Source organism: Phenylobacterium sp. (assembly GCF_036723115.1).
Classification (GTDB): Bacteria; Pseudomonadota; Alphaproteobacteria; order Caulobacterales; family Caulobacteraceae; genus Phenylobacterium.
The window spans coordinates 1-12,932 of record NZ_DAIMHV010000083.1; the positions used below are offsets into that span (position 1 = coordinate 1).

Genomic DNA, 12,932 nt, shown 5'->3' on the forward strand with positions numbered 1-12,932 from the left:
GGCGCCCTTCCCCCCCGGCGCGCCCCGTGACCCCTACGGGCTGGTGGCCTGGTGCTATGGTGCGCTTTCGGCCCACAGGGCCTTGCGCGAAGAGGTGATGCCCGAGGTGGTGCGGATCGAGACCACCTATCGGCGGCCGGGGTCGTCTCTGGCCGACGACCTGAAGGTCTATGACGAGCTGGACGCTCTGAGCGCCCGCAATCTGGCGGCCTTCGCCCGCGCCATCGAAGCCGCCGAGAAGGCCAGCCCCCGCCCGATCAACGCCCAGGGGGCCGAGGCTGTCCGACGTGGCCGCGCGGTCTGGGCGCATGTGGCCCAACAGTCCAAGGCCCGCGTGGCCCAGGAGTGGATGAGCTGGACGCTGCCGTCCCGCTGTGAGGCCACCGCCAGCCTGTTGGAAACCCAGGCCCGCATGGCCGGCGTGGCCTTCGACACCGGCGCGGCGCCCGCCGAACCCGCCGCCAGCGAAGCGCCCGCACCCGAGGCCGTTCCCGAATCCTGATGGCCGAAACCTCGGCCGCGGCCCCTGTGCATTTTCAGGGCGCCGGCGCCCGGGCGTGACCGGGGTTCGCTCAAACGACGCCAATGTGGCGCTCTTCCCCCGAATTCGCCCCAGGTGTGTCTCTGGTGCGACATCTCTATGACGTGGCGAAAAACTGACGCGGGCGACGGACAAGGATGTTGATTTTATTGCGGTTTTGACGCGATAGGCGGCCCCAATCTAGCTATTTTTGGCATAGCGATATTATGCGGGGTCATATTCTAGTAACTTCTGACATACCATTGTTCTTTTTACAGTGTTTTTGAGTAAGCCGCTCAAGCACTGAACTTGATTTCTTTACCTTCCCCCTCTCTTTACGCGGCGATCGGGCCACCCTTGGCCCACAACGCTTCTTAAGAAGGGGAAACGTGTGAGGAGTTCAAAATACCTCTCGACGGTTTCGACCGCCGCAGTCGCCCTGGCGATCAGCCTGGGCGCCGGTCAGGCCATGGCCCAGGTCGAGGTCGAGGAAATTGTCGTCACCGGCTCGTTCATCGCCGGCACGCCTGAGAACGCCGCCCTGCCGGTGGACGTGATCAGCGCCAACGACCTCGAAAAGCAGGGCTCGCCCTCCACGGTCGAACTGATCAAGTCGCTGACCGTCAGCGGCCCGGTCCTGGGCGACTCCAACCAGTTCTCCACCGCGGCCCAAGGCTCCATCGGCGCCGGCTCCATCAACCTGCGCGGCCTGGGCCCGCAGCGGACCCTGGTGCTGTTCAACGGCCGTCGCCTGATGTCCACCGACCCGCTGACGGGCGTGGACACCAACCTGATCCCCACCGCCGCCATCGGCCGCGTGGAAATCCTGAAGGACGGCGCGGCGGCCACCTACGGCTCCGACGCCATCGGCGGCGTGATCAACTTCATCACCAAGAAGACCTTCTCGGGCTTCGAGGTGGGCGGCGAGTACCGCTATGTCGACGGTTCGGACGGCGAGTACAACCTGAACGCCTCGTGGGGCTGGCAGGGCGAGCGCGGCAACATCTTCGTGGCCGCCGGCTATCAGCACCGCTCCGAGCTGGACACCCTGGACCGCGACTGGGCCTACCAGCCCTACACCACCAATCCGAGCGGCTGGTCGTTCCTGTCCAACCCCGGCTTCTATGTGGCGCGTCTGGGCGTCGACCTGCCGACCATCCCCGGCACGCCTGATCCGATCTTCGGCGACGCCGTCGGCTCGATCCGCGAAGGCACCTGCGCGGCCGTGGGCGGCTTCCAGGGCGTCTATCAGTCGGGCGCCAGCCAGCTGCCGTCCTGCTATTACAGCTACGTTCCCTTCGCCAACCTGATCGAAGAGACCGACCGCTATCAGCTGTACGGCGAGATGAACTTCGACCTGACGGACTCCATCGAGTTCTTCATCGAGGGCATGTACTCCAAGACGGACGTGCCGAACATCGGCTACTCCCCGTCCTATCCGCCGACCCAGGGGCCGTTCGGCCCGGGCAGCAGCCAGTACTTCGCGCCCAAGTCCAACCCCTACGTCCAGGCCTTCGTGGCCGCCAACCCGCAGATCTTCGCTTCGGCGGCGGCGGCGGGCGCCTATGCGGCGGTTCCCACCTCGGGCCTGCAGCTCACCCTGTGGCGTCCCTTCGCCAGCGGCGGCAATCCCGCGTTCGGCAATGACGGCCAGAAGGGCGAGCGCTCCTACGAGCTGTTCCGCATCGCCACCGGCCTGAAGGGCCGGATGGACGTGGCCAACGGCATCGGCTGGGACCTGTCCTTCACCTATTCGAAGAACCAGGCCTACGGCATCACCCGCGACATCCTGATCAACCGTCTCGATCGCGCCCTGCGCGGCCTGGGCGGCGAAAACTGCACGGGCTCCACCCCCGGCGCCAACGGTTGTCAGTGGCTGAACCCGTTCTCCACCGCCTATCCGGGCAATCCGCTGCTCGGCGGGACCAACCCCGCCTATGTGCCGGCCCAGGCCAATGACGCGGCCCTGGTGCGTTGGCTCTATGACGACCAGATCGGCGAAACCACCAACGAGCTCTATGTCGTGGACCTGGTGTTCAACGGCATGACCGGCTTCAACCTGCCGGGTGGTGAAGTGGGCTGGGCCGCCGGCGGCCAGTGGCGTTCGTCGGAACAGACCCGTCGCCTGGGCAGCAACTTCTACGACCGAAACATCACCCCCTGCCCGGTGCCCGGCGACACCAGCTGCGCCATCCGCACCGGCCCGTACATGTTCCTCGGCCAGTCGCAGCCCTACTATGTCGATGAGAACATCTACGCCCTCTTCGGCGAGCTGAACCTGCCGATCCTGGACACCCTCAACGCCCAGCTGGCTGTGCGCTATGAGGACTACGGCGGCGAGACCGGCTCGACCACCAATCCCAAGCTCTCCATGAAGTGGGACGCTCTGGACTGGCTGTCGTTCCGCGGTTCGGTGGGCTCCACCTTCCGGGGTCCGACCCCCACCGATCGCGCGCCGGGCGGCGCCACCGGCCTGGCCGGCATCCAGGCCGCCGGCAACGCCTTCAAGTCGGTGGACGCTTTCGGCAACTCCGCCATCGGTCCTGAAAAGGCTCTGACCTACAGCGTCGGCGCCGTGGTCGAAGTGGGTGATTTCCGCGCCCTGGTGGACTACTGGAGCATCAAGCTCGAGGACCAGATCGTCCGCGTTCCGGCCAATGTGGTCGGCAACCTGGTCGGCAACGGCCCGGGCAACGGCGCCCAGTTCGTCAACTGCGCCCACCCGCTGCGGAGCCTGGTGACCTTCGCCAACAACAACGCCTGCGTTCAGGGCGTGACCATGGGGTCGGACATCTCGCGGATCCGCTCGGACCTGGTGAACGGGCCGGAACTGCGCACCTCGGGCGTCGACGTCACCCTGGACTATCGCTATCCCGGCGATGTGTTCGGCGGCAGCGTCAACATGAACGCCACGGTGAGCTACGTCCTGCAGTACGAACAGGACGCCTTCATCTACAACGGCGTGACCGTGACCCCGGGCTACGAGGCGGTGGGCTTCGCCAACTATGACCGTCTGCCGGGCACCATTCCGGAATGGCGCGGCGCCTTCTACGCTGAGTACAACAACGGTCCCCACAGCCTGCGGGCGACGGTGAACTATGTGGACGGCGTCACGGACAACCGTGGGCCGACCGTGGTCAACACCGGCGCCTCGGCCGCGCCCTGCACGGTGGCCAACGCCACCTCCACCACGGGCTGCCAGCTGATCACCTTCGGCCAGGAAGTGGACCCGTTCACGACCCTCGACCTGACCTATCGGGTGTTCCTGCCCTGGGATACGACCCTGACGGCCTCGGTGCTGAACCTGACCGACGAAGATCCCTCGGCCTCGCGCCTGGAGTATTCGTACGATCCGGCCATCGGCAACGTGTACGGCCGGAACTTCAAGATCGGTCTGCGCAAGAAGTTCTAAGCAAAGAACGATCTTCGAATGCCTGGAAGGGGCGGCCACAGGCCGCCCCTTCTTTTTTGCGCCCCGCGCCGCCGGTAGCGCGGATGGCGCAGGAGAATCTCCGATGCGCCACCCCAGGAACCGTTACCTCTCCTAGGATTACAGCCGTCTTCATGGTCACGGTATGGCGTTAGGCGAGCGCCCGACGCGCCGCGCTGGAAGATTTTGACGTCGCTGTGACCGGAATGCGACACTCCTTGTCGACGCCGCAATTTTATCACCAACGTCATTTTTAGCCGTTGATCTGAAACGCTTTTTCTCTCGGCCGCAGCCAGCGGCGGTCACGCCGGTCCAGGAACGCAGTTCTTTATGGCGTATATCGCGGCGTTTTTATTATCGAACGTCATTATTTGGAGTGATCATTTCTGGCGTTTACGCTCAGGAACCTTGCATTTCTCCCCGACCGTCGGTCACTTACGGCGCGCGCTCGCGGCTTTTTGAGCCTGCGCGCCACATAGAGAATTGGATTTGGGGAAACGCATTATGAGAACCACTCATTACCTCGCCACGGCGTCGGCCGCCGTGCTGGCCGTGGCGCTGAGCGCGGGCCAGGCTGCAGCCCAGGCGCCGGGCTCGGCTCCCACCGTGGTCGAGGAGATCATCGTCACCGGCTCGTTCATCGCCGGCACGCCTGAAGACGCCGCCCTCCCGGTCAATGTCGTCGGCGCCGACGAACTGCAGCGTCAGGGCTCGCCCTCGACCGTCGACCTCATCAAGTCCATCCCGGCCATGCAGGGCGCGGTGGGCGAATCCAATCAGTTCGGCGCCGGCCAGACCACGGGCGCCGGCAGCGCCAACCTGCGCGGCCTGGGCGCCGCCCGCACCCTGGTGCTTTTCAACGGCCGACGGATGTCCACCTCCCCGGGCTCCATCTATGTGGACACCAATCTGATCCCCACGGCCGCCATCGGCCGGGTGGAAGTGCTGAAGGACGGCGCGGCCGCGACCTATGGCTCCGACGCCATCGGCGGCGTGGTCAATTTCATCACCCGTCGCAACTTCAGCGGCCTGGAGGCCCAGGCGGGCTACTCCTTCATCGACGGCTCGGACGGCGACTACAACGCCAGCCTGGCCTATGGCCACACCGGCGACCGCTCCAGCCTGCTGCTCACCGCCGGCTATCGTCACCGCTCCAAGCTGCCCACGGTCGAGCGCGACTTCGCCGTCCGTTCCTTCGCCGAGAACCCGCAGGGCGGCTGGTCGTCCTTCGGCAATCCGGGCCTGTTCCTGTCCAGCGCCAATGGCGGCGTGACCTACACCGCGCCGTTCACTGACCCGGCCTGTAACCTGATCTCGGGTCCCGGTACGGCCGGCGCCCCCTGCCAGTTCCAGTACATCGGCTTCAACAACCTGGTGGAAGACGAAGATCACTGGCAGCTCTACGGCGAGTTCAACTTCGACATCAACGACACCACCACCTTCCACGTGGAGGCGCTCTATGCCGGCCACGATGTGTCGAACGAGCACTCCTCGCCGTCCTACCCGCCCAACAACTTCCCCTCCTCGGCCCTGACCACCAAGATCCAGGGGAACGGCTTCTTCATTCCGGCGGCCAATCCGGGCCTTCAGGCGCTGCTCTCCACCTATCCCGGCCAGGTCCCCGCCTCGGCGGCGACCGCGGGCCTGTTCACCTCGGTGGCCTGGCGGCCGATCGGCGTGGACGGCAACGACCTGTTCGGCGGCGGCGCCAAGCACGACAAGCGTCGCTTCGACGCCTACCGGATCTCGGCCTCGCTGAAGGGCGAGCTGGAGTTCGGCGGCGGCATCGGCTGGGACGCGTCCATGACCTACATGGACAACTGGAGCAGCATCGCCACGCCAGACATCCTGGTGGGTCGCCTGCAGCGCGCCCTTCAGGGCCTGGGCGGCTTCAACTGCACCGGCACGACCCCCGGCGCCAATGGCTGCCTGTGGTTCAACCCCTTCTCGTCGGGCACGCCCGGCAATGCGGTGGACGGCCGTCAGAACCCCAACTACGTGGCCAGCACCGCCAATAGCCGCGAAGTCCTGGACTACATCTTCGACGAATACGCCTACGAGATCCGCTCGCAGCTCTACACGGCCGACCTGGTCTTCAACGGCCAGCTGCCCCTGGACTTCGGCGGCGGCCCGATCGGCTGGGCGGCCGGCGCCCAATATCGCTGGAGCGGCCTGGAGCGGAAGAACAGCGACTTCACCAACATCGCCGTCAGCCCCTGCCCGGACTCCTCGATCATCACCAACGCCACCTGCGTCTCGCGCAATGGCCCCTTCAGCTTCTTCGGCGCCCTGCCCGACTATGATCTCGATCAGTCGGTCATCTCGGTCTTCGGCGAAATGAGCGTGCCGATCACCACCACGCTGACGGCCACCCTGGCGGTTCGTCACGAGGACTACGGCGGCAATGTGGGGTCCACCACCAATCCCAAGGCCGCCCTGCGTTGGCAGGCGACCGACTGGCTGGCCTTCCGCGCCTCGGCCGGCTCGACCTTCCGCGCGCCGCCGATCACCCAGATCACGCCCTCCTCCACCACCTCGCTGGCCTACACCACCGCGGCGGGCGGCTACCGGGCTTATGACACCTTCGGAAATCCGAACCTGCGCCCTGAAGAAGCCAACACCCTGAACTTCGGGGCTCTGTTCGACTTCGGCGATTTCCGCGCCTCGATCGACTACTGGAACTTCGACTTCAAGGGTCCGATCGACAACGAATCTGGTTCGGACATCGTCAACGCCATCTTCCCCAACGGGGCGGCGGGCGCGAACAACTGCGCCAATCCGGCCTTCGCGCCGCTGCTGTCGCGGATCAGCTTCACCGGCGCCTGCAGCGCCGCGGCGATCAACCGCGTCCGCATCAACTTCGTGAACGGCCCGGATGTCACCACCAACGGCATCGACGTCTCGGCCAGCTACCGGGCGCGGGACGTGCTGGGCGGCGACATGAACTTCGGCATGGATCTGACCTACGTCCTGGAATACGCCGTCGATCCGACCACGATCGAAGGGGTGACCGTGGCCGGCGCCACCGACTACACCGGCACCATGGACTATCTGGGCTATGGGTCTCAGCCCCAGTGGCGCGGTTCGGTCTTCGCCGAATACACCCGCGACATCCACAACCTGCGGGCCACGGTTCGCTATATCGACGACATGATCGACACCCGTGCGGGTTCGGCGACCTTCGCCACCAACCCGACCGGCCAGAAGATCGACGCCTTCGTGACCACTGATGTGGCCTATCGGGTCTTCCTGCCCTGGGACACCACGGTGAGCGCCACGGTGATCAACCTGTTCGACCAGGACCCGCCGTTCGCGCGCCTGGACCTCTCCTACGACCCGTTCACCGCCAACCCCTACGGGCGCTACTACAAGGTCAACGTGACCAAGCGCTTCTGATCTTCAGAGGCTCGAACGATCTTGGGGGCGGCGTCGCAGGACGCCGCCCTTTTTTCGTGGAGAGCGCCGGGCCGCCGCATGCGGGACGGTTGGCGCTCGCCTGCGCCCAAGCTAGGCTGTGGGCCTTCTATCGGGGGTCTTCCATGAACAGTCTTCGTCGCGCGGCCACGGGCGCGCTCGCCATCGCCCTGCTGACGCCCAGCCTCGCCCTGGCTCAGGCCCGGCCCACCAACGCCCAACAGGCGCAGACCCAGGCCATGGCGGAGATTCCGCGCTGCAGCCAGCGCCTGGGCACCCTCTCCATCATCGACGGCGACAATCCCTATGGCTGGGCGCAGTATAATCTGGCCCCTCCGGCCAAGCTGCTGCGGGTGATTGTGCAACGCTCAGGCTGCTTCAATCTGGTCGACCGCGGCGCCGGCCTGACAGCGGCTCAGACCGAACGCGACATCGGCGGCAATCTCGGCCTCCAACGGGGCTCCAACATGGGCCAGGGCCAAGTCCGGGCCGCCGACTATGTGCTGGTGGCCGAGGTGCAGGCGCGAGACAGCAACGCCGCCGGTTCGGCGGTGGCCGGCGTGGTGGGCGGGCTGGTGGGCGGCCGGGCCGGCGCTCTGATCGGCGGCATCCGCACCACCAAGCTCGAGGCGAACACGGTGCTTTCCCTCACCAATGTGCGCACCACCGAAACCGTCGCCGTGCAGGACGGCTATGCGGTGAAGAACGATATCGGCTGGGGCGCCGGCGGCGGCTGGGGCTTCGCCGGCGCGGTGGGCGGCGGCTATGAGGACACCGAGATCGGCCGCATCGTCACCCTGGCCTTCATGGATGCCTATACCAAGCTGGTGACGGACATGGGGGGCCTCGCCACGGGCGTCTCGGCCGCCCAGGCCGCCCCGTCGCGCACCTTCACCGCTCAGCGCAACGTCAACCTGCGGGCCTCGCCCGACGCCAACGGCCGTCTTCTGCGCACCCTGCCGGCGGGCGCCACCGTCTATCCCACCGGCAAGCAGCAGGAACTCTGGTGGGAGGTGGCCGACGAGAACGACAATGTGGGCTGGGTGCTGAATACGGGCCTGGCGCCGTCGCGCTGACGAACGCCCATTTCCCGTGCGCCGGCCAGGCGTCGGCGCACGGGAAGCCGCCGGTCAGCTCGAGGTGAAGGGCTGGCAGGTGCTGAGATTGACAGCCGGGGCCTCGGCCCGGCTCCAGGTTTCGCCGGAGCGGGTGAAATAGGCGGCCGAAGACGCGCGCCTGAACTCCTCGCTGGCCGGGTCCCAGGCTTCCCAGTGCATGCCGGCCAGGGCCTTGACCTCGACGCCGGCCTCGGCTTCCGCCGCCTCGGGTTCGGCCTCCACCTTGCAGGCCACGGTGAAGCTGCGGCAGCCCTCACGGGCCCCAGGCCCCTCCACGCCCGCCTCGGGCGCCGGCGCGGGACAGGCCGGCGAGTTGACCAGTTCGGTCCGCCAGACCCGGATCGCCTCGCTCAGGCCCGCATAGGGGTCGGCCTCAGCCGTGGTCTGCGGCGCCGAACAGGCGGCGAGCGCGGCCAGACCAAGGGCGCAGGCAGGAATTTGGATGTAACGCATAGGGCCTCCATGAACCGTCGCCGGCCCTGTCCCGCGAGGTCAGGTCCAGCCAAGGACAGAGGAAACGCCCAAGGCGCAGGTTTGGTGGCGTCGGCGCGGGCGAGAGGGCCTCAGCCCGCCTCCCCCCGGAGACGTTGATTGAGCGCGACGCTCGCCTCCATCCGCGCCAGCTGTTCAGCTGTTGCTTCGCCCTGGTGGGCGGCCTTCCACTGGTCGTAGGGCATGCCATAGACCGCCTCGCGGGCCTGGGCGCGGGTGAGTTCGCCGTCGGAGGCCTCGCTCACCCAGTCGGCCAGACAGTTGCGGCAGAAGCCGGCCAACCCCATGAGATCGACGTTCTGGGCGTCATGGCGCATCTGCAGATGCGCCGCCAGGCGACGAAATGCGGCGGCGGCGGTCTTGTCGTCGATCTCAGTCATGGGGCCTCCGGGGCTCGGCTCAGGGCTGATAGTTCAGGATCGGCGCCAGCCAGCGCTCGGCCTCGGCCAGGTCCCACCCCTTGCGGCGGGCATAGTCCTCCACCTGGTCCTTCTCGATCCGCCCGACGCCGAAATAGTGGGCCTGCGGGTGGGCGAAATAGAGGCCCGACACGGACGAGGCCGGCGTCATGGCGAAGCTCTCGGTCAGTTCCACCCCGACCCTGGCCGACGCGTCCAGCAGACGGAACAGGGTCGCCTTCTCCGTATGGTCGGGCTGGGCGGGATAGCCCGCCGCCGGGCGGATGCCCTGGTACTTTTCCGAGATCAGGGCCTCGATGTCGAAGGGCTCGTCGGGCGAGAAGCCCCAGAGCTCGGTGCGGACCTTGCGGTGCATGGCCTCGGCGAAGGCCTCGGCCAGACGGTCGGCCAGGGCGGCGGCCAGGATGGCGTTATAGTCATCGCCCGCGGCCTTGAAGCGGGCGGCGATCTCGGCCTCGCCGTGGCCGGCGGTGACGGCGAAGCCGCCGATCCAGTCCGGCTTGGTCCCGATCGGCGCGATGAAGTCGGCCAGCGCCACATTGGGCTTGCCGTCGGCCTTGGCGATCTGCTGGCGCAGGGTGTGGAAGCGGGCCAGTTCGGTGACGCGGGCCTCGTCGGCATAGACCACCACATCGTCCCCGTCGGCGTTGGCCGGCCAGAAGCCCACCACGCCCTTGGCGGTGAACCACTTCTCCTCGACGATCTTCTTCAGCATCGCCTGGGCGTCGGCATAGAGGCTGCGGGCGGCCTCGCCGACGATGTCGTCCTCCAAGATCTGTGGGAAGCGGCCCACGAGCTCCCAGGAGGCGAAGAAGGGCGTCCAGTCGATATGGGCGGCCAGATCGGCGAGGTCGTAGTCCTCGAACACCTGCAGACCGCTCATGTGCGGCCGCGGCGGATCATAGTCGGCCCAGTCGATGGAGAAGGCCTTGGCGCGGGCGTCCTCCAGGCTGGCCCGGGCGCGGTTGGTCTGGCCGCGGGCGTATTGCTCGCGCACCCGCTCGTACTCCGCCGCCGTCTCGGCCTGGATGCGGTCGCGCTCAGTGGGCGACAACAGGCCCGAAACCACCCCCACCGCCCGGCTGGCGTCCAGCACATAGGTGGTGGAGCCGCGCTTGTAGGCCGGCGCGATCTTCACCGCCGTATGGGTCTTGGAGGTGGTGGCGCCGCCGATCAGCAGCGGGATGTCGAAGCCCCGGCGCTCCATCTCGCTGGCGACGAAGACCATCTCGTCCAGCGACGGCGTGATCAGGCCCGACAGGCCGATGATGTCGACCTTGTGGTTCTGGGCCTCGTCCAGGATGCGGTCGGCCGGAACCATGACCCCCAGGTCGATGACCTCGTAATTGTTGCACTGCAGGACGACGCCCACGATGTTCTTGCCGATGTCGTGGACATCGCCCTTCACCGTGGCCATCAGCACCTTGCCGGCGGCCTCGCGAGGCTTGCCTTCCTTCTCGGCCTCCATGAAGGGCATGAGATACGCCACGGCCTGCTTCATCACCCGGGCGGATTTCACCACCTGGGGCAGGAACATCTTGCCCGAGCCGAACAGGTCGCCCACCACGTCCATCCCCGCCATCAGCGGACCTTCGATGACGTGCAGGGGGCGCTCCGCCTGCTGGCGGGCCTCCTCGGTGTCGGCCTCGATGAACTCGGTGACGCCCTTGACCAGGGCGTGCTTGAGCCGCTCCTCGACGCTCGTCTCACGCCAGGCCAGGTCGGGGCCCTTGGCCTGCCCCTTGCCGCCCTTGTACTTGGGCGCCAGGTCCACCAGACGCTCGGTGTTGGAGACATTGGTGCGGGCCGGCCGGTTGAGGATCACGTCCTCCACCGCCTCGCGCAGCTCCGGCTCGATCTCGTCATAGACCGGCAGGTCGCCGGCGTTGACGATGCCCATGTCCATGCCCGCGGCGATGGCGTGATAGAGGAAGACCGAGTGGATGGCCCGGCGCACCGGCTCGTTGCCGCGGAACGAGAAGGAGACGTTGGAGACGCCGCCCGACACCCGCGCGCCCGGCAGGGTCGCCTTGATCGCCTTGGTCGCTTCGATGAAGTCGACGGCGTAGTTGTCGTGCTCCTCGATCCCCGTCGCCACGGCGAAGATGTTGGGGTCGAAGATGATGTCCTCGGGCGGAAAGCCCACCTCGTCCACCAGCTTGCGATAAGCCCGGGTGCAGATCTCGATCTTGCGGGCGGCGGTGTCGGCCTGGCCCTGTTCGTCGAAGGCCATGACCACCACGGCCGCGCCATAGCGCAGACAGGCCTTGGCCTGACGGACGAAGGACTCCTCGCCCTCCTTCAGGCTGATGGAGTTGACGATGGACTTGCCCTGCACGCACTGCAGGCCAGCCTCGATCACCTCCCATTTGGACGAGTCGATCATCACCGGGACCCGGGCGATGTCCGGCTCGGCCGCCATCAGGTTCAGGAAGGTGATCATGGCCTGCTTTGAATCCAGCAGGCCCTCGTCCATATTGACGTCGATGACCGCGGCGCCGGCCTCCACCTGCTGACGGGCCACCGACAGGGCCTCGGCGAAGTCCCCCTCGACGATCAGCTTCCGGAATTTCGCCGAGCCGGTGACGTTGGTCCGCTCGCCGATATTGATGAAGGTGGGACGCATGGTGCTCCGATAGGTCAGAGGAGCCGCCGAGTTGGCCGACGGCTCCTTCTCCCGCAATTCGCTAAAAGGTCAAAGGCTCAGGCGAGCTCGAAGGGCTCCAGGCCGGCCAGGCGCAGGGCCGGAGGCCGCTCCGGCACCTGGCGGGGCTTTACCCCGCGCACCTCGTCGGCCACGTGGCGGATGTGGTCCGGCGTCGTGCCGCAGCAGCCGCCCAGGATGTTGACCAGCCCGCTCTTGGCCCATTCGTGCAGGGCGTGGCCGGTCTCGTGCGGGCTTTCGTCATACTCGCCCATGGCGTTGGGCAGACCGGCATTGGGATAGGCCGAAACCAGCGTGTCGGCGATGCGGGCCAGTTCGGCGATGTGCGGCCGCATCAGGTCGGCGCCCAGAGCGCAGTTGAGCCCGATGGCGAAGGGCTTGGCGTGGCGCACGGAGTTCCAGAAGGCCTCCACCGTCTGGCCCGACAGGGTGCGGCCCGACCGGTCGGTGATGGTGCCCGAGATCCAGATGGGCAGCGGCTCATAGCCGTCATCCTCCAGGTCCAGGATCGCCTTCACCGCCGCCTTGCAGTTCAGGGTATCGGTGATGGTCTCGATCAGGAACATGTCCACCCCGCCTTCGTGCAGGGCGATCATCTGCTCGCGATAGGCCTGATAGACCTGCTCGAAGGTGACCGTCCGCGCGCCGGGATCGTTCACGTCCGAAGACATGGACAGCATGCGGTTGAGCGGCCCCACCGAGCCGGCCACGAACCGGGGCTTGTCCGGCTCCTTCTGCGTCCAGCGGTCGGCCACCTCGCGGGCGATCCTCGCGCCCTGGAAATTGATGTCATAGACCGCCTCGCCCGCCTCATACTCCGCCTGGGCGATGGTGGTGGCCGAGAAGGTGTTGGTCTCGCTGATGTCGGCGCCGG

General features: G+C 66.8%; 7 protein-coding genes and 1 pseudogene. 4 read left to right on the forward strand and 4 right to left on the reverse strand.

Going from position 1 to position 12,932, the window contains the following annotated elements; all coding sequences use genetic code 11:
* The 4 genes and pseudogenes from V7D28_RS09760 to V7D28_RS09775 all read left to right on the forward strand — a co-directional run.
* Positions 1–502, forward strand: a pseudogene (locus tag V7D28_RS09760) (hypothetical protein); the annotation flags it as partial.
* 409 nt (positions 503–911) lie between these two features.
* Entirely contained in the window at positions 912–3,932 is a 3,021-nt protein-coding gene (locus V7D28_RS09765; RefSeq protein ID WP_333587193.1) for a TonB-dependent receptor domain-containing protein, read from the forward strand.
* A 522-nt stretch (positions 3,933–4,454) separates the two neighbouring features.
* On the forward strand, positions 4,455–7,346 hold the full coding sequence (locus V7D28_RS09770) for a TonB-dependent receptor (RefSeq protein ID WP_333587194.1): 2,892 nt from the start codon (positions 4,455–4,457) through the stop codon (positions 7,344–7,346).
* Between the two features lie 143 nt (positions 7,347–7,489).
* The gene (locus V7D28_RS09775) at positions 7,490–8,440 is read left to right on the forward strand and encodes an SH3 domain-containing protein (RefSeq protein ID WP_333587195.1); all 951 of its coding nucleotides are present in this window, start codon (positions 7,490–7,492) and stop codon (positions 8,438–8,440) included.
* Positions 8,441–8,494: 54 nt separating this feature from the next.
* Here the strand turns inward: V7D28_RS09775 and V7D28_RS09780 are convergent, their stop codons facing one another.
* The 4 genes from V7D28_RS09780 to V7D28_RS09795 all read right to left on the reverse strand — a co-directional run.
* Positions 8,495–8,935: a hypothetical protein gene (locus tag V7D28_RS09780; protein WP_333587196.1), complete on the reverse strand. Its 441-nt coding sequence runs from the start codon at positions 8,933–8,935 to the stop codon at positions 8,495–8,497.
* 110 nt (positions 8,936–9,045) lie between these two features.
* Positions 9,046–9,354 carry a DUF1244 domain-containing protein gene (locus tag V7D28_RS09785; RefSeq protein ID WP_333587197.1) on the reverse strand — a complete coding sequence of 103 codons (309 nt, stop codon included), beginning with the start codon at positions 9,352–9,354 and terminating at the stop codon, positions 9,046–9,048.
* Between the two features lie 19 nt (positions 9,355–9,373).
* On the reverse strand, positions 9,374–12,019 hold the full coding sequence (metH, locus tag V7D28_RS09790) for a methionine synthase (RefSeq protein ID WP_333587198.1): 2,646 nt from the start codon (positions 12,017–12,019) through the stop codon (positions 9,374–9,376).
* A gap of 77 nt (positions 12,020–12,096) precedes the next feature.
* On the reverse strand, positions 12,097–12,932 hold an 836-nt coding region (locus V7D28_RS09795; protein ID WP_333587199.1), incomplete at its 5' end, for a homocysteine S-methyltransferase family protein.